Source organism: Roseibium sp., assembly GCF_050301095.1.
GTDB lineage: Bacteria > Pseudomonadota > Alphaproteobacteria > Rhizobiales > Stappiaceae > Roseibium.
The window spans coordinates 26,281-49,897 of sequence record NZ_JBNKYW010000267.1; the positions used below are offsets into that span (position 1 = coordinate 26,281).

The 23,617-nt window shown below is 59.8% G+C and carries 27 protein-coding genes and 1 riboswitch; of the genes, 15 read left to right on the plus strand and 12 right to left on the minus strand.

Features of this window, described 5'->3' with window-relative positions; translation table 11 throughout:
* Positions 1-274 precede the first annotated feature (274 nt).
* The 3 genes from ACQY7U_RS23005 (at position 275) to ACQY7U_RS23015 (ending at position 2,715) form a co-directional block, all read left to right on the plus strand.
* Complete coding sequence (locus ACQY7U_RS23005; protein WP_428649907.1) at positions 275-1,252, plus strand: diguanylate cyclase domain-containing protein; 978 nt, start codon at positions 275-277, stop codon at positions 1,250-1,252.
* Positions 1,253-1,330: 78 nt separating this feature from the next.
* Entirely contained in the window at positions 1,331-1,792 is a 462-nt protein-coding gene (gene msrB, locus ACQY7U_RS23010) for a peptide-methionine (R)-S-oxide reductase MsrB (protein ID WP_428649910.1), read from the plus strand.
* Positions 1,793-1,953: 161 nt separating this feature from the next.
* On the plus strand, positions 1,954-2,715 hold the full coding sequence (locus ACQY7U_RS23015) for a substrate-binding periplasmic protein (RefSeq protein WP_428649912.1): 762 nt from the start codon (positions 1,954-1,956) through the stop codon (positions 2,713-2,715).
* Between the two features lie 32 nt (positions 2,716-2,747).
* Here the strand turns inward: ACQY7U_RS23015 and ACQY7U_RS23020 are convergent, their stop codons facing one another.
* On the minus strand, positions 2,748-3,161 hold the full coding sequence (locus tag ACQY7U_RS23020) for a winged helix-turn-helix transcriptional regulator (RefSeq protein WP_428649915.1): 414 nt from the start codon (positions 3,159-3,161) through the stop codon (positions 2,748-2,750).
* 145 nt (positions 3,162-3,306) lie between these two features.
* On the opposite strand from ACQY7U_RS23020, the gene ACQY7U_RS23025 reads away from it, so the two are divergent.
* Together ACQY7U_RS23025 and ACQY7U_RS23030 are read left to right on the plus strand one after the other, a co-directional pair.
* Positions 3,307-4,182 carry an SDR family oxidoreductase gene (locus tag ACQY7U_RS23025; protein WP_428649917.1) on the plus strand — a complete coding sequence of 292 codons (876 nt, stop codon included), beginning with the start codon at positions 3,307-3,309 and terminating at the stop codon, positions 4,180-4,182.
* Positions 4,183-4,325: 143 nt separating this feature from the next.
* Positions 4,326-5,558, plus strand: a complete 1,233-nt coding sequence (locus tag ACQY7U_RS23030; RefSeq protein ID WP_428649919.1) for an MFS transporter — start codon at positions 4,326-4,328, stop codon at positions 5,556-5,558.
* A gap of 114 nt (positions 5,559-5,672) precedes the next feature.
* Here ACQY7U_RS23030 and ACQY7U_RS23035 read toward each other — a convergent pair whose 3' ends face one another.
* The 4 genes from ACQY7U_RS23035 to ACQY7U_RS23050 form a co-directional block, all read right to left on the minus strand.
* Positions 5,673-6,707 carry a FecCD family ABC transporter permease gene (locus ACQY7U_RS23035; protein WP_428649921.1) on the minus strand — a complete coding sequence of 345 codons (1,035 nt, stop codon included), beginning with the start codon at positions 6,705-6,707 and terminating at the stop codon, positions 5,673-5,675.
* Between the two features lie 119 nt (positions 6,708-6,826).
* Positions 6,827-7,765 (minus strand): ABC transporter substrate-binding protein, encoded by a 939-nt coding sequence (locus ACQY7U_RS23040; RefSeq protein WP_428649923.1) that lies wholly within the window; start codon positions 7,763-7,765, stop codon positions 6,827-6,829.
* A gap of 12 nt (positions 7,766-7,777) precedes the next feature.
* Complete coding sequence (locus ACQY7U_RS23045; RefSeq protein ID WP_428649926.1) at positions 7,778-8,491, minus strand: ABC transporter ATP-binding protein; 714 nt, start codon at positions 8,489-8,491, stop codon at positions 7,778-7,780.
* A gap of 56 nt (positions 8,492-8,547) precedes the next feature.
* The gene (locus ACQY7U_RS23050; protein WP_428649928.1) at positions 8,548-8,952 is read right to left on the minus strand and encodes a DUF1636 family protein; all 405 of its coding nucleotides are present in this window, start codon (positions 8,950-8,952) and stop codon (positions 8,548-8,550) included.
* 378 nt (positions 8,953-9,330) lie between these two features.
* Positions 9,331-9,542: riboswitch (cobalamin riboswitch) on the minus strand.
* 221 nt (positions 9,543-9,763) lie between these two features.
* Here ACQY7U_RS23050 and ACQY7U_RS23055 point away from each other — a divergent pair.
* Positions 9,764-10,717 carry an ABC transporter substrate binding protein gene (locus tag ACQY7U_RS23055; protein ID WP_428649931.1) on the plus strand — a complete coding sequence of 318 codons (954 nt, stop codon included), beginning with the start codon at positions 9,764-9,766 and terminating at the stop codon, positions 10,715-10,717.
* 34 nt (positions 10,718-10,751) lie between these two features.
* Here ACQY7U_RS23055 and ACQY7U_RS23060 read toward each other — a convergent pair whose 3' ends face one another.
* Entirely contained in the window at positions 10,752-11,324 is a 573-nt protein-coding gene (locus tag ACQY7U_RS23060) for a hypothetical protein (RefSeq protein WP_428649933.1), read from the minus strand.
* 127 nt (positions 11,325-11,451) lie between these two features.
* Between ACQY7U_RS23060 and ACQY7U_RS23065 the strand changes: the two genes are divergently transcribed.
* Positions 11,452-13,536: a S9 family peptidase gene (locus tag ACQY7U_RS23065; protein WP_428649935.1), complete on the plus strand. Its 2,085-nt coding sequence runs from the start codon at positions 11,452-11,454 to the stop codon at positions 13,534-13,536.
* A gap of 195 nt (positions 13,537-13,731) precedes the next feature.
* Positions 13,732-14,139: a hypothetical protein gene (locus ACQY7U_RS23070; RefSeq protein WP_428649937.1), complete on the plus strand. Its 408-nt coding sequence runs from the start codon at positions 13,732-13,734 to the stop codon at positions 14,137-14,139.
* 6 nt (positions 14,140-14,145) lie between these two features.
* On the opposite strand, the gene ACQY7U_RS23075 is transcribed toward ACQY7U_RS23070, so the two are convergent.
* Positions 14,146-15,051, minus strand: coding sequence for a LysR substrate-binding domain-containing protein (locus ACQY7U_RS23075; protein WP_428649940.1), 906 nt, complete (start codon positions 15,049-15,051; stop codon positions 14,146-14,148).
* Between the two features lie 101 nt (positions 15,052-15,152).
* Between ACQY7U_RS23075 and ACQY7U_RS23080 the strand changes: the two genes are divergently transcribed.
* From ACQY7U_RS23080 to ACQY7U_RS23090, 3 genes are read left to right on the plus strand one after another with little or no spacing between them, the layout of a single operon-like run.
* Positions 15,153-15,464, plus strand: a complete 312-nt coding sequence (locus ACQY7U_RS23080) for a putative quinol monooxygenase (RefSeq protein WP_428649943.1) — start codon at positions 15,153-15,155, stop codon at positions 15,462-15,464.
* Positions 15,465-15,471: 7 nt separating this feature from the next.
* Complete coding sequence (locus tag ACQY7U_RS23085; RefSeq protein WP_428649945.1) at positions 15,472-15,690, plus strand: DUF2798 domain-containing protein; 219 nt, start codon at positions 15,472-15,474, stop codon at positions 15,688-15,690.
* Positions 15,691-15,708: 18 nt separating this feature from the next.
* Complete coding sequence (locus ACQY7U_RS23090; RefSeq protein ID WP_428649948.1) at positions 15,709-16,083, plus strand: RidA family protein; 375 nt, start codon at positions 15,709-15,711, stop codon at positions 16,081-16,083.
* A gap of 245 nt (positions 16,084-16,328) precedes the next feature.
* On the opposite strand, the gene ACQY7U_RS23095 is transcribed toward ACQY7U_RS23090, so the two are convergent.
* The 4 genes from ACQY7U_RS23095 to ACQY7U_RS23110 form a co-directional block, all read right to left on the minus strand.
* Entirely contained in the window at positions 16,329-16,817 is a 489-nt protein-coding gene (locus ACQY7U_RS23095) for a GNAT family N-acetyltransferase (protein ID WP_428649951.1), read from the minus strand.
* A 25-nt stretch (positions 16,818-16,842) separates the two neighbouring features.
* The gene (locus ACQY7U_RS23100) at positions 16,843-17,775 is read right to left on the minus strand and encodes a c-type cytochrome (RefSeq protein ID WP_428649954.1); all 933 of its coding nucleotides are present in this window, start codon (positions 17,773-17,775) and stop codon (positions 16,843-16,845) included.
* Between the two features lie 31 nt (positions 17,776-17,806).
* The gene (locus ACQY7U_RS23105; protein WP_428649957.1) at positions 17,807-18,265 is read right to left on the minus strand and encodes a c-type cytochrome; all 459 of its coding nucleotides are present in this window, start codon (positions 18,263-18,265) and stop codon (positions 17,807-17,809) included.
* Between the two features lie 190 nt (positions 18,266-18,455).
* Positions 18,456-19,058: a superoxide dismutase gene (locus ACQY7U_RS23110; RefSeq protein ID WP_428649959.1), complete on the minus strand. Its 603-nt coding sequence runs from the start codon at positions 19,056-19,058 to the stop codon at positions 18,456-18,458.
* A 335-nt stretch (positions 19,059-19,393) separates the two neighbouring features.
* Here ACQY7U_RS23110 and ACQY7U_RS23115 point away from each other — a divergent pair, with 335 nt between their 5' ends.
* Positions 19,394-19,729 (plus strand): hypothetical protein, encoded by a 336-nt coding sequence (locus tag ACQY7U_RS23115; protein WP_428649962.1) that lies wholly within the window; start codon positions 19,394-19,396, stop codon positions 19,727-19,729.
* A gap of 102 nt (positions 19,730-19,831) precedes the next feature.
* A complete protein-coding gene (locus tag ACQY7U_RS23120) occupies positions 19,832-21,100 on the plus strand; it encodes a YbfB/YjiJ family MFS transporter (RefSeq protein WP_428649964.1) in 1,269 nt (422 codons plus the stop codon).
* A gap of 15 nt (positions 21,101-21,115) precedes the next feature.
* Here the strand turns inward: ACQY7U_RS23120 and ACQY7U_RS23125 are convergent, their stop codons facing one another.
* Positions 21,116-21,973, minus strand: a complete 858-nt coding sequence (locus ACQY7U_RS23125; protein ID WP_428649967.1) for a branched-chain amino acid aminotransferase — start codon at positions 21,971-21,973, stop codon at positions 21,116-21,118.
* A 270-nt stretch (positions 21,974-22,243) separates the two neighbouring features.
* Here ACQY7U_RS23125 and ACQY7U_RS23130 point away from each other — a divergent pair, with 270 nt between their 5' ends.
* Complete coding sequence (locus tag ACQY7U_RS23130; RefSeq protein WP_428649970.1) at positions 22,244-22,678, plus strand: VOC family protein; 435 nt, start codon at positions 22,244-22,246, stop codon at positions 22,676-22,678.
* 232 nt (positions 22,679-22,910) lie between these two features.
* On the plus strand, positions 22,911-23,573 hold the full coding sequence (locus tag ACQY7U_RS23135; protein ID WP_428649973.1) for a haloacid dehalogenase type II: 663 nt from the start codon (positions 22,911-22,913) through the stop codon (positions 23,571-23,573).
* The last annotated feature ends 44 nt before the right edge of the window (positions 23,574-23,617 follow it).

A 23,617-nucleotide genomic window follows, 5' to 3' on the forward strand; every position in this document is an offset into this window, starting at 1 on the left:
GACCCGTTTTCCTGTTTTTACAGATTCACCGGCCTGAATTGGATGTTTCTTCCTGCACCACACACTTGTTGGACAAATTTCCACGGACTTCGCAAGTGAACTTCCTGCCGCAAGGCAATTGAGTTTGTTGGCCCATTTCCGCCCTTGCCGGTCTTTTGCTTGTCAATTCGTTTTCCGTTTCCACATTCCAGTAAAGAGCGGGCCTCTTGATTTGGAGGCTTGAATACCGTTCAGTTTCGAAAACGTCGCCCCCCGCATACCGAACGAGGCAAGAATGGCGCTGGACAGCAAAAAGGACACGGTTTCCGGGGCAGACCTGCTCAAACCGTCCAGCATCGACTTCGAAACGCTCGTCAAATTGAGTGGAGAGGCCATCATTGTGATAGGCATCGACGGCACTCCAGCCTTCATCTCCCCGGCAACGGAACAGCTGTTGGGCTGCAGTATCGACGACCTGAAGGGCCGGTTGAACGATCTTGTAAACCTCGACGAAACGAACCCGGATGCCGAGCTGCTGCATCAGATCCTGTCCGGCAAAGGTGATCCGTCCCGGCCCTTGCCGCACGCGGAACTGCAATTGAAATCGGTGCCCGGCCGTCTGGTCTGGGCGGACGTGACAACCCACATCCTCCGCGATGGTTCCAGGTCCCCATACGGCTTTGCGGTCTATCTCCGGGACATTTCCAGAAGCAAGGAGCTGGAAAACCAGCTTGACGCCGCCACGCAGACGGATTCGCTGACCGGGCTTTTCAACCGGCGCGCCTTTGAAGACAACCTGAAGCGGGAATGGGCGGTCGCCCTGCGCGAAAAAACACACACCAGCCTGATCAAGGTCTCGCTGGACCGGTTTGATCAACTGGCGGAAAAATTCGGAAAAACTGCTGCGGACGAATGCATCAGCAAGATTGCGGCGACCCTGAAGGAAACCGCCCGGCGTCCGGCGGACGTCACCGCCCGCACCGGCACCTCCGAATTCTCACTGCTCTTGCCACGCACCCACGAGATGGGGGCGGAAACCATCAGTGCCTATATTCAGGTTGCCATTCAGGATCTCGGCATTCCGAACCCGGATAATGCCGCCGGCAACGGCATCGTGACGGCCTCTGTCGGGGCGGCCTGCACCGTGGCCGAACAGACTGGCGTCTCGGAAGGTTTCGACTTCATCCTTGCCGCCGCTGAAAACTGCGTCACCGAGGCCCGGCGGCAGGGAGGCAACCGCGTGAAGACGGTCATGAACGTCCTCGGCAGGTAACAACTTCCTGTAAAAACCGTGACTTGCTTGTGTGCTTCCGGCTTCCTATTTTCCGGGCATTCAGAACAGGAAACAGCGATGAGCGACGACACCCCCCGTCATGACGCCCCCCCTCTCAAGGTCAGAAAAACCACTGCCGAATGGATGGAGCAGCTGACGCCGGAGCAGTTCTACGTAACCCGGCAATCCGGCACGGAACGCCCGTTTACGGGTCCATACTGGGACAACAAGCTCGTCGGCCGCTATGATTGCGTCTGCTGCGGCGCTCCGCTCTTCATGTCCGACACCAAGTTCGATTCCGGATGCGGCTGGCCGAGTTTCTTCAAGTCCGTCCACCCGGACGCCATCCGTGAACTTGAAGATCATTCCCATGGCATGATCCGGACCGAAATCCGCTGTTCCGGCTGTGACGCGCACCTCGGGCATGTTTTTCCGGACGGCCCGCCGCCCACCGGCCTGCGCTATTGTCTGAACGGTCACGCGATGACTTTCGCGCATGGCGGCCAGACTCCAGCCGCGTCCGGCGACGAAAAGACGTGACCAGATCCAGCCCCCAGTTTCCCGCAAGATCCATTTCCTCCGGGCGCAGGGCTTCTGCCCCCGGAGAAGTTCCGAGTCCTGTCAGTCTCATTTAGGGTTCCGTTACCCACCCCCTGTTAAAAATAACAGTAACAACACCAAAGACCTGGGGAGGTTGGGATTTGTCCTGTTTCCGGAACGCGCTGGCCCTGGCCGGCCGCGCACTGATGTGCGGAGCCGCGGCGCTCATGATGAGCCTGTCGATTTCCGCTTCGGCTTTGGCATCGCCGGAGAAACTCATTGCCTTTACCGGATATCTTCCCCCCTTCTCGATCGATCGCGATCACAAGGGGATTGCAGTCGAGCTGATGGAAATGGTCGCCCGGGAAGCCGGGATCGAGCTCGAATTTCGCTACGCTCCCTGGAAACGGGCGCAGCTGCTGGCGGAAAACACGCCCGGCTCTCTGCTTTTCACCGTCGCCTATTCAACGGAGCGAAGCAAAAAATTCCAGTACATTGCCCCTCTGCTCTACACGGAGAGCGCTTTCGTAACACTGGACCAGCCCGTCGACACCTTTGAAAGCGCTATCGAGGAAGGCAAGCTCGTCGCAGTGCATCTGGGCAGCCAGCGCAGCCTCATCCTGAAGCGCGCAGGCGTAACCAACCTGACGGAGATCACATCGGCCGAACAGATGAGCACCATGCTCCAGACCGGCCGGATCGATGCCTGGTACACCACGTCGCTGAGGGCACAATACATGTTCCGGCAACAGGGCTACGACCCGGAGCGCCTTGTCATCGGTGCCCCAGTCTCCCACGGCATTCAGTGGCTCGCCTCCAACAAAGACCTCGCCCCGGCTCTCAGGGCCCGTCTCGCGGCAGCTGTGTCGAATGTCTGGCGGCATCCGAACTACTGGAAAATCGTTGACCGGTATGGCCGCTGAGACCTGCGCGCATCTTGCAGATGAACGGTTTTTCAGGCGATTTCTTTTTCCGTTTCGCTGCTCCTTGCAGCCAATATCCGGCCGATATTGACTTCTATCCAGTCTGCGAAGTCTCGCACCTTCAGGGCCGCTTCCCGTCCGATCGGCGTCAGGCTGTAATCCACATGAGGCGGCACGACCGGATGTGAGAAGCGATTGACGAAACCGTCGGCCTCCAGCGTCTGAAGCGTCTGCGCCAGCATCTTTTCGCTGACACCGCCGACCTTGCGCCTGAGATCGGAAAAGCGGTGGTCCTTTTCCAGCAGGGCCATCAGAACCAGCACGCCCCAGCGGCTGGTGAGGTGCTTCAGCACCTCGCGGGACGGACAATCCACGCTGAAGAGTTCCCCCCGGCGCACCAGGTCGGACAAGGGACTGCCGTCTGAAGTCAAGTCTTGTGTGCTCATGCGTTTTTCCAATTTTGCGATGCGCCTCGATTTCTTCCCATAAATATAATCCTAAAACTAACCTTTTTGTATGTACTAACAAAAAGAAAGTTATGGATCTATATGGGTTGCATCCGGTGAATGCCGGCGATCAAACGAGAGGAACATGACCATGATCGCAGTGACGGGTGCCAACGGCCAGCTTGGCCGTCTTGTCCTGAAACATCTTATCAATCTGACCGACGCCCCCATACGGGCCCTTGTCCGCTCTCCTGAAAAGGCGTCTGACCTCGCCTCGGACCGGGTGAGCGTCGTCAAAGCGGACTATGACGATCCCGCCACTTTGCAGGGCGCCCTCGCAGGGGTTGACCGGTTGCTGCTCATATCCGGTTCCGAAGTCGGAAAACGGGTGCCGCAACACGCTGCCGTCATCGGCGCTGCCAAGGCAGCCGGTGTCTCTTTCATTGCCTATACCAGCCTGCTGAACGCGGACAGCTCCAGCCTGATCCTGGCACAGGAACATGCTGAAACGGAGCCCCTCCTGAAGGCAAGCGGTATCGCCTACGCCGCGCTTCGCAACGGCTGGTATGTTGAGAATTTTGCCGGAAAGGTTCCGCTCGCCCTCGAACACGGCATGGTGGCCGGTGCCAGCGGCGACGGAAAGTTTGCTGCAGCAGGCCGGGAAGACTATGCGGAAGCCGCAGCGCGCATCGTTGCCGGCGACGACCTGACGCCCCGCACCATCGAGCTGGCCGGACATCCGGCCTTCAGTCTTGAGGATCTGGCCGCCGAAATAGCCCGGCAGACCGGACGCCCCATTGCCTGCAACAACCTTTCCGAGGAGGCCTACGCCGGAGTTCTCGTTCAGGCCGGACTTCCGGAAGGTTTCGCCAAGGCTCTTGCCGATTCGGACCGCGGCGCTGCGGCAGAAGAGCTCTTCAACCCGTCAACCGCCCTTGAAGAGCTGATCGGTCATCCGGTCAAAACACTTGCGGACATGGTTCGTGAAACCCTGGCTTCCATTGAAACAGTGCCCGCCTAGATACGGGCAACCCGGCTCAGAGGCTTCGGAAGCAGCCTCTGGCCATCCATCTCAAAAACTGTTCGATGCCTTCAAGGAAATTTGTTGGTCCTGGTTTCGGGAACCTGTTACCGAAGGAATGAATCAATTTCCGTAGGCATCAAATGTCCCTTGCTACCGTCGATCCTTATGTCCAGGACGGGCCCTATGCCTGGTTCCGGCTGGCCATCTCCATTCTGCTCAGCACCCTCGGTGGCGCGGGCATGTGGGCGGTGGTCATCGTGCTGCCGGCGGTGCAACAGGATTTCGGCATCGACCGTGCCGGTGCCTCCCTGCCCTATACGGCGACCATGATCGGCTTTGCCGCCGGCAACTACCTCCTCGGCAGGTTTGTCGACCGATACGGCATCGTGCTGCCGGTAATCGCGTCGGCCTTTTCACTGAGCGCCGGTTTTGCCCTGGCCGCCCTCGCCCCGAACATCTGGATGTTCACGCTTCTGCAAGGCGTGCTGATTGGCCTCGGCACCTCGGCCACTTTCGGCCCGCTCGTTGCCGACATCTCCCACTGGTTCGTGAAGCGCCGAGGACTTGCCGTCGCCTGCGCGGCCTGCGGCAACTATTTTGCCGGGGTTCTCTGGCCGAGTTTCATCCAGTGGAGCCTGACCACCACGGACTGGCGCGGCGCGTATTTGCAAATCGCCGTCATCTGTCTGGTGACCATGATCCCTCTGGCGCTGATCCTGCGCCGCCCGCCACCGGAGACCGCGTTCAGCGGCGCCGCCGGGTCTGGCGGTGCCGGCCACAGATCCGTCAGACTGTCGCCTTCCGCCTTGCAATGGCTGCTGGTCTTGGCGGGGCTCGCTTGCTGCGTCGCCATGTCGATGCCGCAGGTTCACATCGTCGCCTATTGCGTGGACCTCGGATATGGTGTCGCGCCCGGTGCGGACATGATTGCCCTGATGACCGGCGCCGGCGTCGTCAGCCGGCTCGCGACCGGTTTCCTTGCCGACAGGATCGGCGGGGTCCGCACCCTCCTGATCGGCTCCGTACTCCAGTGCGCCGCCCTGTTTCTCTATATCCCCTTCAACGGCCTGACGTCGCTCTATCTCGTTTCGCTGATTTTCGGCCTGTCGCAGGGCGGCATCGTGCCGAGCTACGCCGTCATCGTGCGCGAGTATCTTCCTGCCCGAGAAGCCGGACAGCGCGTCGGCCTCGTCATCATGGCAACGATCCTCGGCATGGCGCTCGGCGGCTGGCTTTCGGGCCTGATCTACGACATGACCGGCTCCTATCAGGCGGCCTTCCTCAACGGCATCGCCTGGAACCTGCTCAACATGACGATTGCAGTGTTCATCCTGATGCGGGGACGGCGGCAGGACGGAACCGTGGCGGCCTGACCCCCATCTTCACGGAGCCCCCTTGAACCAGTCGGGGCAACGCCTTGAATCAGAAAATGCGCCATTCCCCGCAACCGTTTGAAAAGATTTACAGTCTTCGCCCAACCAGTCCCTTCACCTGCCGTTTCCCGCTTTTGAACGCAGCAGGAAAATAAAGAACAGGCCACCCGTCAGGCCCGTCACGACACCGATGGGCATGTCCTCCGGCGCCATCAGGGTGCGCGCCAGAACATCAGCCCAGATAAGAAAGATCGCTCCGAGCAGAAGCGATGCCGGGACGATCCGGCGATAACTCCCGCCCGCCAGAAACCGGGCTATGTGCGGGACCATCAATCCCACAAATCCGATGATGCCGGAAAAGGCGACCATCACGCCGGTGATGACGGCCCCCAGCACGAAGACGGTCAGCCGGAAGCGGACGACCGGGATGCCGAGAGTCGTCGCCGTCTCGTCGCCGATGGTCATGGCGTTGAGGTCTTCGGCCCGGAGCAGGAAATAGGGAACGGTGACGGCCAGGACGGCAAGCGGAAACACGAGGTGTGACCATTGTGCCAGACCCAGCCCGCCCAGCATCCAGAACACCACCGTGTGCGTTGCCCTTGGGTCCCCCAGGAAGATCAGGACATTTGCACAGGACATGATGATGAAGGACACAGCCACTCCGGCCAGAACCAGCCTGTCGGCACTTTGCGCCGAGGCAAGACGGGAGACGGCCAGAACCAGCAAGGTTGCAGACAAAGCGCCGGCAAAGGCCATGAGTGGAACTGTCAGGAGACCCAGAAAGAGCCCCGTGTGCAGCAGGGCGAGGATGGCACCGGCAGCCCCGCCGGAGGAAATGCCGAGCAAATGCGGGTCCGCGAGCGGGTTCCGGGTGACCGACTGCAGGGTCGCGCCGACCACGGCAAGTCCCGCCCCGACCATGCCGGCCAGAAGAACCCGCGGAAAGCGGATGTCCCAGACGATGGCCTCCCTGCCTTTCGACCAGTCCGCTTCGAAGACGCCGGGCACAATCGCGTCTCCAAGGATCCGGAAGACGGTCCCGACGGGAATGGCGACCGCACCGGCTGCAATGGCGGCAAGGATCGACAACAAAAGCACCAGCAAGCCGGCCAGCAGCAGCAAGCCGAACGGCCGGGAATGGCTGTTCATGGATGTTTCCGTCTTCTCGAATTACGGCCAGATGGAAAGATCTGCGGGCAGGGATATCGGCTGGACACCCCTGCACCTGCCATCTTCGGCCTTCGTTACGCGGCAAGCTTCAGCCGTATTTATTCGGCGCCCCAAAAGGCTTCCGCCAGTTTCCGGATGGCGCGAATGTTCCGCGGCCCCGGCGTCGCTTCGACATAGTCCAGCGTCACGAACCTGTTGTTCCTGACCGCATCGATCCCGGCCAGCGCAGGGTTGCTCCTCATGAAGTCCCGTTTCTGTTCGGCAGTCACATCGCCGTAGTTGACGATCACGATAACCTCCGGGTTCTTTTCGACCACGGTTTCCCAGTCAACCTTTGCCCAGCTTTTCTTGAAATCCTCCAGGACATTGACACCACCGGCCGCCTCGATCAGCGCCGTCGGCATGGCGTAGCCCCCTGCCGTGAAGGGCCTGTCCTCGCCGCTGTCATAAACAAATGCCTTGAGCGGCTTCCCGCCGGGTTCCAGACCGGATTTGATCCGCTCCAGCTCGAGCTTGTAGGCCCCGACAAGGTCATAGGCGGTATCCTCGACACCGAAGATCCGGCCGAGATTGAGAAGGTCGTTGTACATGTCCTCCATCGACGCTTTCGGCTTGGCGCCGATGTGAATGCATGATTCCGTCAATTCGTAGACCTCAATGCCGAAGGGGGCCAGAGTTTCCGGCGTCACCTCGCCGCCGACCTTCAGGCCATAGTTCCAGCCGGCGAAATAGAAGTCGGCATCGGCACCGATGAGCACCTCCTTGGATGGATATTTCGCGGAAAGTTCAGGCAATTCCTCGATACCTTCGCGCATTTCCGAGTCCAGGGTTTTCCAGCCGGAAATGCCGGTGTAACCGACCATGCGATCACTCAAGCCGAGCACAAGCATCATCTCGGTCAGGTTGACATCATTGGATACCGCCGCTTTGGGAGGCGCATCGAAGGTGACCTGTCGGTCGCAGCTTGCAACGGTGGTCTGGGCGGCGGCGGTCCCCGCGCACAGGAACGCGGCCAGGCTGAAAGCCAGGTGTTTCATGAAAAGCTCCGATCAAAGGTGAAAGGTGAGATGAGGGGCATCGCTGTGAGAAAGTTGCTCCAGTCGCGCGCGGACCGAAAAGGCCTTTTCGAGCGGCGCCTGTGTCAACACGGCTTCGGGCGGGCCAAAAGCGACGGCTTCGCCCCGGTGCAACAGCAGGATCCGGTCGCACACCCGGCCTGCCAGATTGAGATCATGCAGACTGGTTACCACCGTGATGTCCAGATTTGCGATCAGTTCGGCGACTTCGAGCTGGTGGCGGATGTCCAGGTGGTTGGTCGGCTCGTCCAGCACGAGCAGCCGCGGTTCCTGGGCCAGCGCGCGTGCAACCATCACCCGCTGACGCTCGCCACCCGACAAGGTTCCGAAAAGCCTGCCGGAAAAGGCTGACAGCTCCATACGGGCCAGAGCTGTCTCGATCGCCTGCTCATCGCGCAGATCCGCGCCGGAGAAACCGGTGCCGTGGGGCAAACGGCCAAGAGCAACGATTTCGCGCACCGTCAGGGCAAAATCCGTCGGCTGCTCCTGCAGCACCGCCGCGACCGTCCGTGCGGTTTGCCGTGCGGACATCCGCCAGATGTCACGGCCGTCGAGCCTGACGGATCCGGCGGACGGCTTGTGGAACCGGTAGATCAGCCGCAGGAGTGTGGATTTGCCGGCACCATTGGCGCCGGCAATGCCCAGAACCTGACCGGCTCCGAGCTCGAAACTCACCGGGGAAAGCACGGGACTTCCCCGTGCAGGCCCCCAGCAAACGTTTTGAACGGACAAACGGACGCCCTTCACGAGAAAGCCGTCCCGTCCGCAACGGTTACAATCATGGCCGCGGGAACCTTGGCAAGGCCTTCCGCTTGCGGCTGGCCTGGAAGCCAGGCGGAAACATACCCGCTTTGCTCCAAAGTCTTGAAGGTCTGTGCGATGGACACGAGATGATCGATATCGGCATCCGGTTCCACACCGCCGAAAAAGCAGGCCTCTTTTTCCGATGCCCTATACACCGCGAAGCAGGGCTGCGGACATCCCTCCAAACGCACCGTGCCGGAAACCTCAAAATCGTCTCCGGTAACGGGAGCTGCAAGTTTCACCGCCAGTTGCAGGTTTTGAAGAAGATCGAACCCCTGCCGGCAGGTCTCCCCCTTGTGGCGGCAGGAGGTGCATATGCGGATCTTGTGCCTGTCAGCACGCATTGTCGATCTCCCCGTCGATCTTGCGGTCAACGCCATTTTGTTCGTCCACAAGGGCCTTCCCGGTGCCACACGCGCCTTCGCCGGCCCGGCTACCGCCGGGGAACAGGGAAGTTTGATTTCGTAATGTTATTACATTACTGGCCTGAAGTCTTGCAAGTGGATAGTTGCTGCCGTTCGCGCACATCGCGCGCGCTGCACGTTCGCTAAGGCTGCTGGCCTTCGCCAGGGAGCCGGGTATCTGGGAATTGGAGTCGTGCCGTGTCCGGTTCATATCGCCCTCCGCGATTGCGCGGGAGTGCCAGGAACCGAATGTCGATCTGTGTCAGCTTGCGCCGAATAGCCATATCACTCGCTCCTCCGGAACACCCCGCCCGGGTTGAGGTTGAAGATGCGATGGCAGGTCTCCTGACTTGCGGGTCACGGCTTTCCTGATCCTTCCCGGGGCATCCCAGTGGCGCTTTCAGGTTCGCTCGCCGCTCACAGTTGCGGGGGCAGTCACGGAGTTGGAGCCTTTCGGCAAAGCCTCACCGTGTTCCCTTTTCATCCCGATCCGGAGTGCGGAGTCGGGAACCATCTCTGCCTGTGTGACGAATATCCACACAGCTGTCAATGGCCTCCGCCATTGGTTCCCGGACACTTGAGCAAACACGTCCCATCGTTGCCCGGATCTTGAATGAACCCGGTCTTCACTCCGGCGCACTCAATACTAATGACAGGATACCCTCCGGTTGGAATTGATAGTAAGTTGAAAAAACTGTGCATTCCGCTCTCGAAATAACAATCGCACTTCCGTAAACTGAGAGACCGCCGCTTGCTTCTCCGTCTGGCACTTATGTTCCTGCTTTTCAGCGGCTGTTACACGAGCGATGTGGCCGCCGAAGTTAAGTCCATTCTCGTCATAACCTGGCGCGGAATCACCCAGGCTGAGCAAGGCTTCATGCACAAGCTGGAAGAACTTGGAATCGAGGCCGATTACGAAATCTTCGATGCCGGCCGGGACCAGGACCGGCTGGCGGGTTTCCTGCGTGACAATCAGGAAAAACTGAAATCCAAGGACCTGATCTACACCTTTGGCACAACGACGACCCTGACGGCACAGAATATCGGCACTGCGGGAGTTCCGCTCGTCTTCAACATCGTTGCCAATCCGGTAGAGGTCGGGATTGCACGCTCACTCGCCGCGCCCTCACTTGGCGCGACCGGGGCAAAGGTTTCGCTGGCGCCGGAAGTCGCCTTTGAGATGCTGGAACACATTTATCCGTTTGCGAAGATCGGAATCCTGTTTGACCCGCGAGAGCCCAACTCCGTCTCGGAAGTCGAGCGTCTGAGCGCTGTCGCCGAAGCTAACGGAAAACAGGCCATTCGCCTCAGGCTTTCCCCGGACGCCAAGAAGAGGGAAGTTCAGGTCGCCTCCCTGAAACCTCAACTCCTTTCTGCGGATGTCATTTTCGTGGCCGCAACCTCCTCCTTCGTGGCCCATGCCGGCCTGATCAGGGACATTCTTCCCGACGACATTGTCAGCATCGGATCAACCACGGTTTTCCTGAAGGAAGGGGTGACGCTGGTCTTCGGGACAGAGTATTGGGAGCGTGGAGAGGCGGTCGCGAAGCTTGCCGCAAAGATCCTGGTGGACCATGCCATACCCAACGATCTTGCAATTGCGGAAGTCACGGCGGCCAACGCCACGCTCTTCGTGAACAGGAACAACAAGGCCGTTTCGAAGCTGAATCTGCAGAACGCCGACAATCCGATTGTCTACAAGTAGACCAGCGTTTCTGGATCTCCTGGATAATCCGAACTCAGTTGAAGGTCCTGACGACGGCTGAAAACGGGATTTTGAATTTACAGGTTTCCCAGTTTCGCTTGCGCGGAATAGCCTTCATCACGTGCTTGAAGTTCGCAGGAACCATATCGTCTTTCATGTATTGCAGCGGATGCAGCATGAAGAACTGGCCCCTGTAGACAAGTTTCCAGGCAAACGGATGCGAAACCTTGCCTTCCCCGTCGATGAGCCTGCCGGTCTTCCGGTCGAAACCGCTGGTATCAAGATCCTCTATGAACTGCGCATAAAGCCTCATGGCGTGATCCGAGCAGTTCTCCTCCTCAAGATACTTGATCTCGTCGACAAAGATGGCGCCATCCTGAAGCCAGGCATGCGTAGCGCCCGGGTCTATCTTGCGCTCCTCCAGCGGTTTTGTCGGCTTCGCAATCTGATTTTCAACATCCTCAAAGGACGGGATGCCTTCCGAAGGAGACACCGGTCCGATGGACACAAGCTGGGTCATGCCGAAAAAACCGGCCCCGATCATGATCCAGCCCCCAACAACAAAACCAACGACGGAAATCAGGATAAAATCAAAAACGGTCTTCAAAACGCAATACTCCGCAGTCGAACACAACGATGGAGCACAACTTTTAATAAACGGTGGAACCCGTCCTGCAATTTCGATGAACTAAAGTCCCTTGCCTTTGAAATCCAAAAATCCTACCTCCAAAACCATGAAACAGGATGCCCTCCCCCCGCGCGCCGAAGCGCGCCCCGTCACCCACGAAACCCACGGACTGTCCCGCCAGGACGATTACGGCTGGCTGCGCGCCGGCAACTGGCAGGAAGTCATGCGTGACCCGTCCGTTCTCGATGCGGACATACGCGCCTATCTGGAGGCCGAAAACGCCTATCAGGAACAACAGCTTGAGCCGACCAGGGAGTTGCAGGAAAAGCTCTTTGCCGAAATGCGCGGCCGCATCAAGGAAGACGACAGTTCGGTCCCCTCGCCCGACGGCCCCTACGCCTACGGCCTGAAATACGAAACCGGCGGACAGCAACCCGTCTTCTTCCGCACTCCGCGCGACGGTGGAGAAGAGGAAACTCTGCTTCACGGCGACAGCGAGGCGGATGGCAAGGCCTACTTCAAGATCGGTGGCGCCAGCCAGTCCACCGACCACAAGCTTCTGGCCTGGGCCTATGACGACAAGGGCTCCGAGTATTACACGCTTCAGCTCCGCGATCTTGCGACCGGCAAGGATCTCGCCGACAGGATCGAGGATACCGGCGGCGGCGGCGTCTTCTCCGCCGACAGCAGATACGTCTTCTACATCCGCCTCGACGCCAACCACCGGCCGTCCAGGCTGTTCCGCCATGAAGTCGGAACGGATCCGGCAGCGGATGTGCTTGTCTATGAGGAAAAGGATGCCGGCTTCTTCATGGGCGTCGGCAAAACCCAGTCCGGCGCGACGATCCTGATCGACATTCACGACCACGAGACATCCGAAGTCTGGATGATCCCGGCGAACGATCCGACCGCCGATCCGGTCCTGATCGCACCGCGCGAGACCGGCATCGAATATTCCGTCGAGGACCATGGGGACCTGCTCTATATCCTCACCAACGCGGGCGACGCGGAAGACTTCAAGATCGTCACCGTGCCGAAGGACAATCCGGGTCGCGGCAACTGGTCGGATCTTGTTGCCCACAAGCCGGGCTGCCTGATCCTGTCCCATTGTCTCTACAAGACGTTCATGACCCGGCTGGAACGGGAAGAAGGCCTGCCACGTATCGTCATACATGACCTCGCAGGCGGCGGCGAACATTCCATCGCCTTCGATGAAGAAGCCTATTCCCTGGGTCTCGGGGACGGGTATGAATTCGACACCGACACCATCCGCTTTTCCTATTCGTCCATGACGACGCCCTCGCAGACGTTCGACTACAATGTCGAGACTCGCGAACGCGTTCTGAGGAAAGAACAGGAGGTGCCGTCCGGTCATACGGCCGCCGACTACGTCACGCGCCGCCTGATGGCGCCTGCCGCCGACGGGGAAACGGTGCCGGTTTCCGTGCTCTATCACAAGGACACGAAGCTCGACGGCTCGGCGCCGCTTCTCCTTTACGGCTACGGTTCCTACGGCATCACGATCCCGGCCAGCTTCAACACCAATTCCCTGTCGCTGGTCGCCCGGGGCTTTGTCTACGCCATCGCCCACATCCGGGGCGGCAAGGACAAGGGCTTCCGCTGGTACAAGGATGGCCGCCGGGAGAAGAAGAAGAATACCTTCACCGACTTCATCGCGGCTGCCGACCATCTCGTGGCCGAGAAGTTCACCAGCCACGACAGGATCGTCGCCCACGGCGGTTCCGCCGGAGGCATGCTGATGGGGGCCATCGCCAACATGGCGCCGGAAAAATTCGGCGGCATCATTGCCGAAGTGCCCTTCGTCGACGTTCTGGCCACCATGCTCGACGACACGCTCCCGCTGACGCCGCCGGAATGGCCGGAGTGGGGCAATCCGGTCGCCGACAAGGCAGCCTACGAGTACATCGCCTCCTATTCGCCCTACGACAACGTCGAGGCCAGGGAGTATCCGGCAATCCTTGCTGTTGCGGGATTGACGGATCCCCGCGTGACCTATTGGGAACCCGCCAAGTGGGTGGCCAGATTGCGCGCCACCAAGACCGGCGACAGCCTGCTCATGCTGAAGACCAACATGGAAGCCGGTCACGGCGGTGCCTCCGGACGGTTCGACCGCCTGAAGGAAGTCGCACTCAATCAGGCCTTTGCCCTGATGGTCACAGGCAAGGCCTGAGGCATGTGAACGCGATCGGACGGCGGCTTGAAGCGGTCGCCTTCCGGTCCCTCCGGCGTTCTCGCAGCCGGGCATGGAAGGGGAATGCGACTTGATTTCGCCCGACTCTTCAGGTCAACTGAACACGTTGAAAATCAATTCTTTGGACTGCCAGGACGCAGGTTTTCCCCGTCCCGAACATCACTGGAGTTTGCCATGTTCCGCCTCATCCGCACTCCGTTTCCGGCGGTCCGTGGCCTGAAGACCGGCCTGATAACCGCTCTGAGGCTGACCCCGGCGCTGGTCGCCGCTGCCGGGCTTGCCGCCTGTCAGCCCACACAGTCGTCGGGCCGTCTTGTCGAGGACCTGCTGTTTTCGCCGACCTTCACCAAAAACCGCCAGGACATTCCCTATACGTACAACACGCCCTATGACTGCCGCAGCTTCACGGGATCGGGATGGAAGGGCATCGCCAGCGGCGTCGTGCACAATTTCGGCCAGAAGTACCAGCTCTCGCAGGCCGGCTGTTTCAGGACGCAGCAGGAGTGTCAGGCTTATCTCGCCGTCATGCGCGGATATATCGACATACCGTATTTCATTCGCTGCAATCCCTACTCTGCCTGAACCGCTTCAGAACGGCAGGCCACCCTGGAAGACCGGACGGTCTGACAGATAGTCTTCCATGAAATCGCGCAGGAGTTTCGCTCGCGCGCTCAGGAGCCGGCCTGTCGGCCAGACCGCATAGACATCCCTCCGCTGGCCTTGCCAGCTCGGCAGAAGCACCCGAAGCGCGCCTGTCTCAAGATCGCTGAACAGCTCGCTGACGGGCAAAAGCACGATGCCGTGTCCGTCGGCCGCCAGTTGCCGGGCGAGACTGATATCGTCAACCGCAATATCGGCGTTCAGGTGCAGCAACTCCTGCGCACCCGTTTCAAGGTTGGTCAGCCGCCAGTGCGGCAGAGAGGATATCCAGATCAGCCTGTGCCGGCGCAGATCCTGCGGTTCCTCAAGTGCAGCGGCTCCAGCCAGATACCCGTCAGAAGCAACAAGAACTGTTGCGACCGTTCCAATGCGCTTCTGGTAAAGCCGCACATCCGTCTGGGGTCCGATCCTCAAAGCCAGGTCGAACCGGTTTTCCTCAAGGTCCTTGGAATCGTTGCTGAGCGCAAGTGTGAGCTGGATCTCCGGATAGGACTTCAGAAAAGACGACCACATCGGCTCCAGAATACCGATGGAAATGTTGGTCGGCGCAGCCACCCGCAAGCGGCCGCTCAACTGGTTCAATTCGGTGCTGAGCCCCCGGAGCTTGTGCTCCGCCTGCTGAACCAGATCCGCGAAGGCCTCGTAGTAGGCTTCCCCCTCCGAGGTCAGGGCGAATTTTCTGGCCGATCGGTGAACCAGTTGCGCCCCGATCTCCTCTTCCAGCTTGCGCAGCCTGCGCGTCACGGTCGCCGCCGGCAGCTTCAGACGTATTGCCGCCGCCGACAGGCTACGGTGCTGGGCAACATGAATGAAGAGAGCGATATCGTCGAGCATGATTTCATTTTTGAAATTTAATCTACCGACTTTCGGTATAGATTCTCTATTTTGAAATCAATATCTCTGACTTGTCCGCCACAAAGACAACGGAGATCCACATGTCAGAGTATTTCATCAGCGCCGGCATCGAGTTGCAGCAAGGCGCCGACCTGAAGCAGACCGAACTCGGCCTGAAACAGCTTGCCGAGCAGACACGCCGCGAGCCTGGGTGCCTCCTCTTCGAAATCAGGCAGAACCTGAAGGAGCCGGGCAAGTTCATTCTCTGGGAATGCTGGAAAGACCGGCAGGCCCTCGCGGACCACTTCGAGATGCCGCACACAAGAGCATTTCTCGCACGCAACCTGACACAGGTTCGATACATCGAGGAACTGGGCGAGATCGGCCAGCCCGCGACGACCGAAGCAGCGTGAGCGCACCATGAAACACAGGTTGATCACCACGGCCCTGATGTCGCTGGGGTTGTCGCTTCTGATGTCCTGCTGGGTGACCTTTCTCAACCTGGGCTGGAGCGACGCTTTCTTCGGTCAATGGATGGCAGCCTTTCGCCTGGCCTGGCCACCGGCTGCTGTTATCGCTTTCGTTCTCGGCCCGCCGGTCCAGAAGGCAACTGTCTTCCTGGCAGCGCGCCTGCCCTGAATATCCATGAGGAACTTTATGCCCGTTACCAGACAGAACTTCGAACAGCTCGGCCTTCCCGCCGGCCCCTATACCCATGCGGTCACCCACGCAGAAACGCTTTACACGTCAGGCTTCACGGCCTTCGGCACCCCTGCTGCCGCCTCGGGCGCCGGAGATCAGACCCGAGCGGTCCTGAACCAGCTTGCCTTTATCGCGCAGCAGCACGGCAAGGATCTGGACGCCCTTTTGAAAGTCACGGTCTTCGTGACTAATCCTGCGGATATTCCGGAGATACGCGAGGCACTCGCGGCGCGCTACGGCTGTCACGTGCCGGCCAGTTCCCTGGTGGTGATTTCCGAGCTGTTTGCACCGGACCTGAAGGTCGAAATCGAAGCGGTCTTCGCCCTTTGACGGATGGAACAGATGCTCCTGCGGGTGACGGATCGCATTCAAACTACGCGTTTTTACTTAGTTGAATGGTCGTACACGCGCCCTACAACCTGAACAAGCACGGAATTGAAAAAATCCTTCCTTGTGCACGGGCAATACGACCCAATAACCAAAACAAGACTTGAACCACCTGTTTACGGGTGGTTTCCTTTGCGCGTGGATGGTTTTATTTTCTTTTCAGGCACTTGCCTGCTTTCTCTGACCATTCATGCGAATGTTTTCCGGAAGAACAGCGTCTCCCTGATCGGCGTGTTGTAGTAGGCTGGAATTTCGTCAAAACCTGCAGCCTTGTAGAGCCGGATCGCTCCGGTCATCGACGGGAGCGTGTCCAGAAGCATCTCCCGGTATCCGGCATCGACGGCGGCCGTGAGAACAGTGTCCACCAGCGCGGCTCCAACACCCCGCCCCCGGCCTTCAGGCAGAACATAAAGCCGCTTCATCTCGCAGGCGCCGCCCGGCCCGAACGGCCGGAAACCGGCGCAACCGAGAACCGCACCGTCCGTAGCCCGAGCCAGGAACAGGGCCCCTTGGGGCCGCGCATATTTGCCGGGCAGGCCCGCAAGTTCCTCTTCAAACCCTTGATAGGACAAATCGATACCGAGCCAGTCCACATTGGCCCGAAACAGCGTTCTGACTGCGTCAAGATCGGCAGGGTTTTCTGCCCGTGCAATTGAGAAATCCTGTGGGTGTTTCATGATACCGGGTCTGAAATCTTGAATGTCATCTGGCGGGGTCTGCAACTGGCGGCACGGCTTTCAGGTAGGCGGCAATCGCCTCACGGTCGCTGGCAGGCAGTCTGGCTATGTTTTCCTGGACATGCACCATGTCGCCGCCGACGGTATCGTAGTCCGGCGTGAATCCGCTTTCCAGATAGTAAGCAATATCAGCCGCGCTCCAGGTGGCAATGTCCTTGCCGGTCGGGGTGATGTTCGGAATGCGCCCCTCACCGTCAGGCGCGGCGGCCCCGCCGAGCCACGCCGTCAGAACCGGTCCACCAAAGGCATCGCGGGTCGTATGGCACTCGCCGCAATGACCAGGCCCCTCCACCAGGTAACGCCCCCTGTCGAAGAGCGCGAGACCGGCCTCCACGAGCCCGTCCGGCCGGGCGACAACCGGGGCCGGATCGAGATAAAGACGTTTCCAGAGGCCGAGACCGCGACGGAAATTGAAGGGAAATCCGAGGTCATGCCCGGGCGCCTTGCCTTCAACCGCCGGCAAGGTCTTCAGGAAGGCAAAAAGATCTCCGAGATCCTGACCGCTCATGCGGGCATAGGACGTATAGGGAAAGGCGGGATAGTAGTTGCGGCCGTCCGGCGACGTGCCGTGGGTCAGGGCATTGGCGAAGTCCGCAAGAGACCAGGCGCCGATACCGTCGCGCTGGCTGGTCGAAATATTGGGGGGGACGAACACACCGAAGGGTGTCTTGAGCCGAAGGCCGCCGCCGAGCCTGAACTTCCCCTCCCCTTCCGCCCCCTTGGCGGCATGGCACGCCGAGCAGCCCCCGGCCCAGAACACCTGCTCGCCTCTGACAGGATCGCCCGGTTTCAGCGCGGCAAGTTCCCCTGCCCCCATCCGCGTTGGCGCGGACAAAATCCAGGCAACGAGGCCGGCAAGGCCTGCGAGCAGAACCAGGACAATCAGGACCTTTCTCATGAAACCTCAAGAACGCTTTTGGGTCCGCCAGCTAGTTCTTCCGGTAGGTCTCGTGACAGGACTTGCAAATACCAAATACCGGACCGACGGCGGCTTTGAACGCTTCCAGGTCCGCAGGCCCCTCTTTTCCGGATGCTGCATTCGCCTTGGCTGTGGCGGCCTGAAACGCGGTGAGTTTGGCGGCAAACCCGTCAGGATCTTCCCATATGGCGGGTTTGGCCCAGGTATTGCCCTGGTCTGACCCTTCTGGAAAAAACGAGCCATAGGACAGCGACGCGGCCCGCAAGGTTGCGATCACTGATTTTCCCGCGACCGGCGAATAGGCAACCTCGCCTTTCATCATGCCGCCGCCCAAGGCCGCAGCAGCGTTGGCGGATGCCATGATGGCCTGTCGGGTTACAATCGGATCGTCCGCCGCCTCGGCTACGGCCCCGGCAAGCCCCGGCCCCATCGTCAGGACCAGCACCACTGTCTTCCGGAAAATGCTCATGTTCGCCTCCTTCCCGTTTCGCGAGTATGACGGCGCAATCGGCACCAGAAGCAGTACAGCCCATCAAGCAGGCGAGTTTGAAATCAAGCTCTCGTGAGCTCCGGCCCCCCTTGCCGGCAGAAACGGGCAAAAAGAAACCCCGGTCCATACGGACCGGGGCTCCGGATTGTCGCACTCGCGTTGCCGCGAATTACTTGGCAGCGGCTTCGTAGAGCTCCAGGACGTAGTCCCAGTTGATCATGTTGTCGATGAACGCTTCCAGGTACTTCGGACGCGCATTGCGGTAGTCGATGTAGTAGGAGTGTTCCCAGACGTCACAGCCGAGGATCGGCGTCGCGCCGTGAACCAGCGGGTTCTCGCCGTTCGGGGTCTTCATGATTTCAAGCTTGCCGTCCTTAACGGCAACCCAGGCCCAGCCGGAGCCGAACTGGCCGACACCGGCGGCGATAAAGTCGGCGCGGAACTTGTCGAAACCGCCGAGATCGCTGTCGATGGCAGAGGCAAGCGCGCCCGGCAGGGAGTTGCCGCCGCCGTCCTTCTTCATCCACTTCCAGAAATGGATGTGGTTGTAGTGCTGACCGGCATTGTTGAAGAGAGCAGCATTCTTGCCATAGCTCTCCTTCACGATCTCTTCCAGGGACTTGCCTTCAAGGCCACTGCCGGCGAGCAGTTCGTTGCCCTTGGTGACATAGGCCTGGTGGTGCTTGTCGTGGTGAAACTCGAGGGTCTCGGCAGACATATACGGAGCCAGCGCATCATATGCATACGGCAGATCAGGCAATTCGAAAGACATGACAAACTCCTCAAAATGGTCGGTGACCGGCGGCCAGGACCCTTGGTCCGAAAGACCGCGTCGAGCGGGAAAATAAGAGTCTCGTGCCCACTCGGCAAGCCGGGAACACAAAATAAAATAATTTTTTCTTGTTTTTTTGCCCCACACCCCGGACAGCCAGGCCGGATGCGTATGGTGCGGCAATGTGCAGCCCGTTGTGCCGGGATGATCACGCGGATTTCATCTCGCTGTCATCAAAGTCAATTTGTGTGATGTTCAGCACGTTGTTTTTGAGGAAGAAAGCTTATCTCTCATTCCACAGCCAATAACGGCTGCAACTTGATTGGGAGTTACAAATGAATCTCAAAAATACTTACACTATCGCTTTTCTTGTTTCCGGCGGAATCTTTCTCGCCTCCACCATGACTTCGTTCGCCGGCCCAAGCAACGGCAGTAATCTTGGAGATTGCTACAACAACTGGATCACCTGGTGTAACGACCATACCAGTGGCTATCCCAACAACTGCTACGGCGACAGCATGGACCATTGCGACAGCATCCATAAGGCCAGCATGACCGAGATCCCGGGTTTCAAGGTCAAATCCATGCGGGCCAGCGCCCTGCGCAAGGCCAAGCGCGCCAACGTCAAACTGGTGACCCCGACGGTCCAGCCGCTCCGCCGCGCGAACTGATCCTCGCGCTGCGTCAGTCAAAAAGCCCTGCGATGGACGCATCGCGGGGCTTTTGCCTGTCCGGCAAGGAGTGAGAGTGTTTCCCCTGACCGAAGAGCTGTAATGACATTGCCGATCCTGCGTGGCACGCTGGTGCCGATTTCGCACGCAACCGATTTGCAGGAAGGTCCCGCGCCTTCAGCAGTCCGAAAGGCCCTGATGCCATCACCCGACCGCGCATCGGTCCGCCTTGCCATCGGCGGCCTTTTTTCACTTGCTGCTGCCATGGGCATCGGCCGTTTCGTCTATACGCCGATCCTGCCCTTCATGAGCGAGGGGCTCGGCCTGACGGCACAACAGGCCGGTCTGATCGCAGCCTCGAATTTCATCGGCTATCTCGTCGGGGCGCTTGCCGGTGCCTCGAAGTCCCTGCCCGGCTCACCGCGTTTCTGGTTCCTCGGCGGCCTGCTTGTCAGCGCGCTGACGAGTGCATTCATGGCACTGACCGTGTCGGTGCCGGCCTTTCTCCTGATCCGTTTCATCAGCGGCCTCGCCAGCGCCTTCGTGCTGGTCTTTTCCACATCCCTGATCCTGGAAAGACTGGCTTCGCGCGGCCACCCCGGCCTGTCCGCGCTGCATTTTGCCGGCGTCGGCTGCGGCATCGCCTTCTCCGCCCTGCTTGTTGCCGGTCTGGACCACCTGTCCACGGACTGGAGAACACTTTGGCTGGCGAGCGGAGCGGCAACGCTGCTGTTCCTGATGCTGACCGCCGCGCTGGTGCCCGGACAGCCGGCAACGGTAACCGCTGCCCCCACCGTTTCCACATCGCAGCCGCCCGGACCAAGGCTGTTCAATGGCAGCCTGATACGCCTGACAGTCGCCTACGGTCTGTTCGGCTTCGGCTATGTGATTACGGCGACCTTCGTCTCGGCGATCGCGCGTACCACGCCCGCGATCCGTTCAACCGAAGGACTTGTCTGGCTCACGGTCGGGATTTGCGCCGCCCCCTCCGTCGTTCTCTGGAACAGGATCGCCTTGCGGAAAGGCACGCGGAAGGCCTTCGCCCTGGCCTGTCTTCTGGAAGCCTTTGGTGTCGCCCTGACCGCCGTCACCACATCGCCGGCCCTGTTCCTCCTGGGCGCGGGCCTTCTGGGGGCAACCTTCGTGGGCATCACGGCCCTCGGCCTGACGGAGGCGCGGCTGTTGGCGCGTGCCGGAGGTCCGACGGCAACCCGGCAGGTTCTCGCGTTCCTGACAGCCAGTTTCGGCGTCGGCCAGGTGGCCGGCCCCTGGTTTGCGGGACAGCTCCATCACATGACGGGATCGTTTCAGGCTGCTTCTCTTGCCGCGGGGGCGGCACTGCTTGTTGCCGCCCTGCTTGTGGTGCGCTAGCCGCTCCAAAGCCGCTTATGCGTAAGCGAAATCCCAGTAGAGGTCGCGCGCGCGTGCCGCGATCGGTCCCGGTTGCAGGTCCCTGTCCTCGATGCGCTTGACCGGCGTGACCTTGTTGTAGTTGCCGGTGGAGAAGATCTCGTCGGCTTCGAGGAATTCGTCGTATTCCATCGCCCGCTCGAAGACATCGTAACCGGCAGACTTCAGGAGTTGAATGACGCGCTGGCGGGTAATTCCGTTCAGGAAGGTCCCATTGGGAACCGGCGTATGCACCTTGCCATCCTTGGCCATGAAGATATTGGCCGAGGTCAACTCCGCAACGTTGCCGAGCATGTCGCGGACAACCGCATTGTCAAACCCCCGTCCCTTGGCTTCCAGCATGGCCCGGGCATTGTTCGGATAGAGACAGCCGGCCTTTGCATTGACCGGCATGCATTCCATGGTCGGACGTCTGTAAGGGGAAAGCGTGATGCTCATGGCCGCATCCTTCGGCGCCATGGGGGCATCGAACAGGCAAAGACAGAAGCGGGTGCTTTCCGGATCGCCGACGATGATGCCGGGACCATCCCCTTCCACCCAGTACATCGGCTTCACGTAGATCTGCTGATCACTCTTGAACCGGGCGCAGCCTTCCCGCGTCAGCTCGACCATTTCGCCGACCTGCATCGTCGGCTTCATGCCCAGCGCCACGGCGGAATCGTTGACGCGCTGGCAGTGCAGGTCGATGTCCGGCATTACGCCATCGAAGAACCGGCCGCCGTCAAAAACGCTCGACCCGAGCCAGGATGCGTGGGTGCGCGGCCCCATGATCGGTGGATTGCCCTCATGCCAGTTCCCGTCAATCCAGGTCCAGGTGTCGCTCCATCCGCTCATGTCTCTTCCCTTTTGAGTTCCGCCAATCAGCAGTTTGTTGCCCCGACACAACACCCGCAAATGCCCAAGGTCAATAGCTTACCGCAGTAATCGAGAAAGTTGCTTGCTTTCTTCCCGTTTTTCCGCAGAGAGTAGTTCAAATCTTTCTGCTTGCCCCAAAACTCAAATGAAATATTTCTCACCCGGCTGCGAATACCCCCTCCTCACCGGTTGACACATCACAGCATTTGTTCCCTATATGTTCCTTTCTTTTCATATGGGAGATCAGCAATGGAACAGCGAATTTCGATGACCACTCTCGTCGTTCCGGATGTTGCCGAGGCCAGGCGTTTCTTCGAATCCGGACTGGGCTGGCAGCTCAATGCAGCTCCCTCACCGGACGTTGCCTTTTATCAGGTGCCGGGCGGTGTCTTTGCCCTCTACCGGCGCGACTCGCTTGCCGGGGAAATCGGCCGCGATGTAACGGAGGCCCCCACCGGTGCCGTCACGCTTGCCTGGAACGCACGCTCGGAAGAAGAGGTCGACGCGACCTTTAGCGAAGCCCTGGCGGCCGGTGCAAAAGCGGTCAAACAGCCCGAAAAGGCCTTTTGGGGCGGTTACTCATCCTATGTGGAAGTGCCGGGCGGCCACCTTCTGGAGATTGCCTACAACCCCTTCTGGACGGTGGAAAACGACGGTTCGGTTACATTGCCGGTGCCCGGCTGACCCCGCTCAGGGTCTTGCCGGCCAACACAAAAGGCGATTGCTGCCCCTGACGGCGCTTGACGCAGAAGCCGCCACGCTATTCTCTTCCGCAGGAAGACCGGCCTTGCCACCGCTTTGCCGATCAGCTACGGAACCGCAACACCGGCCTGTTGCAACATTCCGCCCGCCGCCCCCGCGCGGATGCTCGAAGAGCCCTGAATGCTTGGCAATACCAGAGAATGGAGATCTGAACATGGCGCATGCCGCTTTTGTGTTCGATGCGTATGGCACCTTGTTTGACGTTCACGCCGCAGTCCGCAAGCACGCAGCCAAACTGGGGCCGGACGCACAGCGCCTCTCCTCGCTCTGGCGGGAAAAGCAGCTCGAGTATTCCTGGGTTCGGGCCCTGATGGGCCAGTACAAGGACTTTTGGGAACTGACCCAGCAAGGCCTGGACACGGCTTTCGCACTCGTCCCGAGTGCCGACAAATCCCTGCGGGACGATCTTCTGAGCGCATACTGGGAGCTCGATTGCTATCCGGAAGTGCCGCAGGTTCTGACCAACCTGAAGGCAAGCGGCGCCAAGATCGCCATTCTTTCCAACGGATCCCCGGCCATGCTGGAGGCCGCCGCGAAGGCGTCCGGCCTGACCGAGCTTTTCGACGAGATCTTCTCCGTGGACGAGTTGAAGACCTTCAAGACCGATCCCCAGGTTTATGAGATGGTGACCACCCATTTCCGCATTTATCCGGAAGAAGTCTCCTTCCAGTCTTCGAACCGTTGGGACATCGCCGGCGCCACGGCCTTCGGATTCCGCACTGTCTGGATGAACCGCACGGGCCTTCCGGACGAATATCTCGACCTTGCTCCCAAGGCGGTTCTGGCGGACCTCAACGGTCTGGCAACGCTCGCCTGACAATCCGGAACAGCGTTGTCCGGAACATCGTTCCGGGTGGACAT

What these genes read in the sequence shown, in the direction of transcription:
- ACQY7U_RS23075 (WP_428649940.1), bottom strand. Translation starts at nt 15,051, where the DNA reads ATGCTCGACGATATCGCTCTCTTCATTCATGTTGCCCAGCACCGTAGC.
- ACQY7U_RS23100 (WP_428649954.1), bottom strand. Translation starts at nt 17,775, where the DNA reads ATGAGAAAGGTCCTGATTGTCCTGGTTCTGCTCGCAGGCCTTGCCGGC.
- ACQY7U_RS23080 (WP_428649943.1), top strand. Translation starts at nt 15,153, where the DNA reads ATGTCAGAGTATTTCATCAGCGCCGGCATCGAGTTGCAGCAAGGCGCC.
- msrB (WP_428649910.1), top strand. Translation starts at nt 1,331, where the DNA reads ATGAGCGACGACACCCCCCGTCATGACGCCCCCCCTCTCAAGGTCAGA.
- ACQY7U_RS23135 (WP_428649973.1), top strand. Translation starts at nt 22,911, where the DNA reads ATGGCGCATGCCGCTTTTGTGTTCGATGCGTATGGCACCTTGTTTGAC.
- ACQY7U_RS23120 (WP_428649964.1), top strand. Translation starts at nt 19,832, where the DNA reads ATGACATTGCCGATCCTGCGTGGCACGCTGGTGCCGATTTCGCACGCA.
- ACQY7U_RS23050 (WP_428649928.1), bottom strand. Translation starts at nt 8,952, where the DNA reads ATGCGTGCTGACAGGCACAAGATCCGCATATGCACCTCCTGCCGCCAC.
- ACQY7U_RS23035 (WP_428649921.1), bottom strand. Translation starts at nt 6,707, where the DNA reads ATGAACAGCCATTCCCGGCCGTTCGGCTTGCTGCTGCTGGCCGGCTTG.
- ACQY7U_RS23065 (WP_428649935.1), top strand. Translation starts at nt 11,452, where the DNA reads ATGAAACAGGATGCCCTCCCCCCGCGCGCCGAAGCGCGCCCCGTCACC.
- ACQY7U_RS23125 (WP_428649967.1), bottom strand. Translation starts at nt 21,973, where the DNA reads ATGAGCGGATGGAGCGACACCTGGACCTGGATTGACGGGAACTGGCAT.
- ACQY7U_RS23115 (WP_428649962.1), top strand. Translation starts at nt 19,394, where the DNA reads ATGAATCTCAAAAATACTTACACTATCGCTTTTCTTGTTTCCGGCGGA.
- ACQY7U_RS23005 (WP_428649907.1), top strand. Translation starts at nt 275, where the DNA reads ATGGCGCTGGACAGCAAAAAGGACACGGTTTCCGGGGCAGACCTGCTC.
- ACQY7U_RS23085 (WP_428649945.1), top strand. Translation starts at nt 15,472, where the DNA reads ATGAAACACAGGTTGATCACCACGGCCCTGATGTCGCTGGGGTTGTCG.
- ACQY7U_RS23025 (WP_428649917.1), top strand. Translation starts at nt 3,307, where the DNA reads ATGACCATGATCGCAGTGACGGGTGCCAACGGCCAGCTTGGCCGTCTT.
- ACQY7U_RS23040 (WP_428649923.1), bottom strand. Translation starts at nt 7,765, where the DNA reads ATGAAACACCTGGCTTTCAGCCTGGCCGCGTTCCTGTGCGCGGGGACC.
- ACQY7U_RS23070 (WP_428649937.1), top strand. Translation starts at nt 13,732, where the DNA reads ATGTTCCGCCTCATCCGCACTCCGTTTCCGGCGGTCCGTGGCCTGAAG.
- ACQY7U_RS23020 (WP_428649915.1), bottom strand. Translation starts at nt 3,161, where the DNA reads ATGAGCACACAAGACTTGACTTCAGACGGCAGTCCCTTGTCCGACCTG.
- ACQY7U_RS23090 (WP_428649948.1), top strand. Translation starts at nt 15,709, where the DNA reads ATGCCCGTTACCAGACAGAACTTCGAACAGCTCGGCCTTCCCGCCGGC.
- ACQY7U_RS23095 (WP_428649951.1), bottom strand. Translation starts at nt 16,817, where the DNA reads ATGAAACACCCACAGGATTTCTCAATTGCACGGGCAGAAAACCCTGCC.
- ACQY7U_RS23030 (WP_428649919.1), top strand. Translation starts at nt 4,326, where the DNA reads ATGTCCCTTGCTACCGTCGATCCTTATGTCCAGGACGGGCCCTATGCC.
- ACQY7U_RS23105 (WP_428649957.1), bottom strand. Translation starts at nt 18,265, where the DNA reads ATGAGCATTTTCCGGAAGACAGTGGTGCTGGTCCTGACGATGGGGCCG.
- ACQY7U_RS23110 (WP_428649959.1), bottom strand. Translation starts at nt 19,058, where the DNA reads ATGTCTTTCGAATTGCCTGATCTGCCGTATGCATATGATGCGCTGGCT.
- ACQY7U_RS23130 (WP_428649970.1), top strand. Translation starts at nt 22,244, where the DNA reads ATGGAACAGCGAATTTCGATGACCACTCTCGTCGTTCCGGATGTTGCC.